Below are 3,101 nucleotides of genomic sequence, written 5' to 3'. Positions count from 1 at the left end.
GCCGTGGGGTCGGCGGGGTGGTGGCCGACGCCCAGGGAGTCGAGGACCCGGTGCAGACGGGCCGCGTCCATGCGCCACTTGCGGTCCACGACCTCGTCCGGATACTCCTGCCAGGCCACCGGCGCCCAGTCCGGCCCCGTCTCCGCGGGGCCGCCATGGAAGAGGCGGGCCGCGAGCAGCGAGGCCGCCTCGTCCACCGAACCCGGCTCCTCCAGGAGGTCACACGCGGGGCGCTCGCCCAGGCGCGAGGCGAAACCCTCCGCCAGACGGTCCCTGCGGGACAGCTCCGTCAGCGCGGAGACCACGCCCGCGTCAAGCCGGGAGGGCCAGCGGCCCATGCGCCAGGCGGGCAGCGCGACCCGGGTGAGCAGCCGGTCCCAGCCCGCGTACGCGAGGCCGACCTGCTCCTGGGCGACGATCCGCACCCCATAGTCCACGGTCTGGGCACGCTCCGCCGCGGCCGACGCGACACCGCGCTCCATCTCAGCGGCATGGACCCGGCAGTTGCGCAGGAGCAGCCGGGCGATCCGGCCGACGGCCCCGAGCACCGTGCGGCTCACGGGGTCGCGGCCCGGCGCCGCGGCGACCGCGACGGCGGCGTCGAGCCCCCGCACGAAGCGCCGGGCGGCGGCTATGTCGGGGTGCGCGGAGGGGCCCGTGCCCGCCACGACGGGGGCGAGGACCGCGCGCAGCTCGCCGACCCGCATCCACCACAGGAAGGGCGAGCCGATCACGAGCACCGGGGCGGTGGGCGGCCCGCCCTGCGGGGCACGGGCGCCGCCCACGGCGTCGGAAGCCCTCTTCGCGGCCCCGGCGGTGTCCCTGGCCCGCGCGGACGAGCCGTGCGCCCGGTGGGTGCGGTCCTCCAGCCAGCTGTCGCAGTCGGGGGTGAGCGCTATCGCCGAGGGCGCGGGCACGTCAAGGCGGTCGGCGAGATCGCGGACCAGGCGGTACAGATCGGGGGCCGACTCCTCGGCGATCGCCACCGTCGGACTCAGCGCGGGTCTGGCCCGCGCGACGACCAGCGCCACGCCCGCCGCGACGAGCAGCACCACCACGGCGAGCACCGACACGACCCAGCGCACGGCGTCCCAACTCCCGCCGCTGATATGGCCCGTGGCCCCGCCCGCGAGCAGCACGACGGCGGCGGCCGCGGGCAGCACGGCGACGGCCAGCGCCCGGCTGCGCAGACGCAGCACGGCGAGGGCCCGGGAGCGCGCGGCCTGCGCGCCGACCTCCACACCCGTACCTGACACGACCGATGGCACCCCCTGCTTGCCTACTGCTCGGCCACCGGCCGGGGCCGGTGGCACACATCAACGGCGTTGCTCTTGCTCACTCCCCCACTGTGGCACCCGCCACTGACATCGCAATGCCGGTGGTCTGTTTGGCTCTGGGCGCCCTGAACACTTGCGCCGCACCCTAGTTGGGGTACCGGGCGTCGTCAGCCGGATGGGCCAGCGGTCACTCGATGGAATGGCTTTGGCTAAAGGTGGGTGCCGAAAAGGCCCCGGATCCAGGTCGGATCCGGGGCCTTCTCTGCTGCTCTGCCGTACGTACCGCTACACGGCGTCCGCCGCGTCCCCGGCATCGGCGGCCGCCTTCGCCGCGATGTCCGTACGGTGCTGGGAGCCGTCGAGGCGGATGCGGGACAGCGCGGCGTACGCGCGTTCGCGGGCCTCGGTGAGGCCGTCACCGGTCGCCGTCACGGACAGCACGCGGCCGCCCGCGCTGACGACGGCGTCGCCGTCCCGCTTGGTCCCGGCGTGCAGAACGTACGCGTGGGGGGCATCCCGTGCCGCCACCTCGTCGAGCCCTTCGATGGGGTCACCCGTGCGGGGCGTACCGGGGTAGTTGTGCGAGGCGACCACCACGGTCACCGCGGCGTCGTCGCTCCAGCGCAGCGGGGGCAGGTCGGCGAGGTTGCCGGTCGCCGCGGCCATCAGGAGCCCGGCGAGCGGGGTCCTGAGGCGGGCCAGGACCACCTGGGTCTCGGGGTCGCCGAAGCGGGCGTTGAACTCGATCACGCGTACGCCGCGGCTGGTGATCGCGAGGCCCGCGTAGAGCAGCCCCGCGAACGGGGTGCCGCGGCGGCGCAGCTCGTCGACCGTCGGCTGGAGCACGCTCCGCATGACGTCGTCGACCAGCTTCGGGTCGGCCCACGGAAGGGGCGAGTACGCGCCCATGCCGCCGGTGTTCGGGCCCTCGTCCCCGTCGAGCGCGCGCTTGAAGTCCTGGGCGGGCTGAAGGGGGACGACGGTCTCGCCGTCGGTGATCGCGAAGAGAGAGACCTCGGGGCCGTCCAGGAACTCCTCGATGACCACGCGGTCGCAGGCCAGGGCGTGGGCGCGGGCCGCCTCGATGTCGTCCGTGACCACGACGCCCTTGCCGGCGGCGAGTCCGTCGTCCTTGACGACGTACGGCGCTCCGAAGGCGTCGAGAGCCTCGTCGATCTCCTCCGCGGTCGTGCATACGTACGACCGGGCAGTCGGCACGCTCGCGCCCGCCATGACGTCCTTCGCGAACGCCTTGGAGCCCTCCAGCTCGGCGGCCTCCTTGGACGGGCCGAAGCAGGGGATGCCCGCGGCGCGCACGGCGTCGGCGACGCCCGCGACGAGCGGGGCCTCCGGTCCCACGACGACGAGCCCCGCGCCGAGCCGCTGGGCGAGGGCCGCCACGGCGGCGCCGTCGAGGGCGTCGACCTGGTGCGTCTCGGCCACTTCCGCGGTGCCGGCGTTGCCGGGGGCGCAGTGCAGTTCGGAGACGGCGGGGTCGAGGGACAGAGAGCGGCACAGGGCGTGTTCGCGGGCACCACTGCCGATGACGAGGACCTTCACGGGGGTCAGCCTAGCTGGCGGCGCGGGCCGCCTTTGTGCGGGCCGCCTTTGTGCGGGCCGCCTAGCGCTGGCTCCGGAGCCTTTTGTACGTTTCTACGGTTGGTCTGTGCTCTGGGGGCGCGGGCGGGCCCCCAGGACGCCGCCGCTTCGCGGCGGAGGCTCCCACCCGCCGGTTGCCGCACCCCGTTGCCGCACCCACCCCGTCCCGTCCGTCCGTCCGTACCTATTCGTTCGGGTACTCGTCGACCACCGTCGCGCCCAGTT

General features: G+C 74.7%; 1 protein-coding gene and 1 pseudogene. Both read right to left on the bottom strand.

The window, feature by feature from the left end:
* Window positions 1-1,256, bottom strand: a pseudogene (locus tag GKQ77_RS30770) (hypothetical protein); the annotation flags it as partial.
* A gap of 306 nt (window positions 1,257-1,562) precedes the next feature.
* Window positions 1,563-2,837, bottom strand: coding sequence for a phosphoribosylamine--glycine ligase (gene purD / locus GKQ77_RS30765; protein ID WP_219692398.1), 1,275 nt, complete (start codon window positions 2,835-2,837; stop codon window positions 1,563-1,565).
* Between the last annotated feature and the right edge of the window lie 264 nt (window positions 2,838-3,101).

Source organism: Streptomyces anatolicus, assembly GCF_019400875.1.
Taxonomy (GTDB): domain Bacteria; phylum Actinomycetota; class Actinomycetes; order Streptomycetales; family Streptomycetaceae; genus Streptomyces; species Streptomyces anatolicus.
This window is presented reverse-complemented; position numbering and strand designations above follow the sequence as displayed.